This window comes from Anaerotignum lactatifermentans, from assembly GCF_014982935.1.
Classification (GTDB): Bacteria; Bacillota; Clostridia; order Lachnospirales; family Anaerotignaceae; genus Anaerotignum; species Anaerotignum lactatifermentans.
In genome coordinates this window covers 1-1,066 of record NZ_JADCKK010000156.1, presented here as the reverse complement: position 1 = coordinate 1,066, position 1,066 = coordinate 1, and the positions used below count along the sequence as shown (strand labels likewise).

At 52.0% G+C, this 1,066-nt stretch carries 2 rRNA genes; both read left to right on the top strand.

What is annotated here, in order from left to right:
- Window positions 1–507 (top strand): 16S ribosomal RNA (locus tag INF29_RS14445); the annotation flags it as partial.
- A gap of 294 nt (window positions 508–801) precedes the next feature.
- Window positions 802–1,066, top strand: a 23S ribosomal RNA gene (locus INF29_RS14440); the annotation flags it as partial.

Sequence of the window (1,066 nt, the reverse complement as noted above, 5' to 3'; positions counted from 1 at the left end):
AACGCAGAGACAGGTGCTGCATGGCTGTCGTCAGCTCGTGTTGTGAAATGTTGGGTTAAGTCCCGTAACGAGCGCAACCCTTGTCCTTATTTGCCAGCGCGTAATGGCGGGAACTCTAAGGAGACTGCCGGTGACAAACCGGAGGAAGGTGGGGACGACGTCAAGTCATCATGGCCCTTACGAGTAGGGCTACACACGTGCTACAATGGTCGGTACAAAGGGTTGCCAACTCGCGAGAGTGAGCCAATCCCGAAAAGCCGATCTCAGTCCGGATCGGAGTCTGCAACTCGACTCCGTGAAGTCGGAATCGCTAGTAATCGTGGATCAGAATGCCACGGTGAATACGTTCCCGGGCCTTGTACACACCGCCCGTCACACCATGGGAGTGGACTGCACCAGAAGTGGTTAGCCTAACGCAAGAGGGCGATCACCACGGTGTGGTTCATGACTGGGGTGAAGTCGTAACAAGGTAGCCGTAGGGGAACCTGCGGCTGGATCACCTCCTTAAACGATGCCTTCCCCTCGCGGCAAGCGCTCACAATGAATTACCTGATCAGAATGCTGTTGATGCGCAGTGATAAACGCGCTTTCACGTTGAAAAAGAAGAAAAGACCTTTCTTTTTCTTTCAAGGTTGAAAACACGATTCGTTTATCACTGCTTATAGCAGTCGCTCTTTAACAATGTATATCATGCTGACAGAAACGCGTTGAACGCGTTTCTACGTAAATTGTATTGTGATACGTCTCAAGCGTATCCGGCAATCGTTATCATTGCGAACCCCAGACTCCTTCGGGTTATAGGGTCAAGCAATGAAGCGCACACGGTGGATGCCTAGGCAGCCAGAGGCGATGAAAGACGTGGTAGCCTGCGATAAGGTTCGGTGAGGTGGCAAACGACCTGTGACCCGGACATCTCTGAATGGGGAAACCCACTCATCACAAGATGAGTATCCTGTCCTGAATACATAGGGGCAGGAGGCGAACCAGGGGAACTGAAACATCTAAGTACCCTGAGGAAAAGAAATCAACCGAGATTCCCCTAGTAGCGGCGAGCGAACGGGGACCA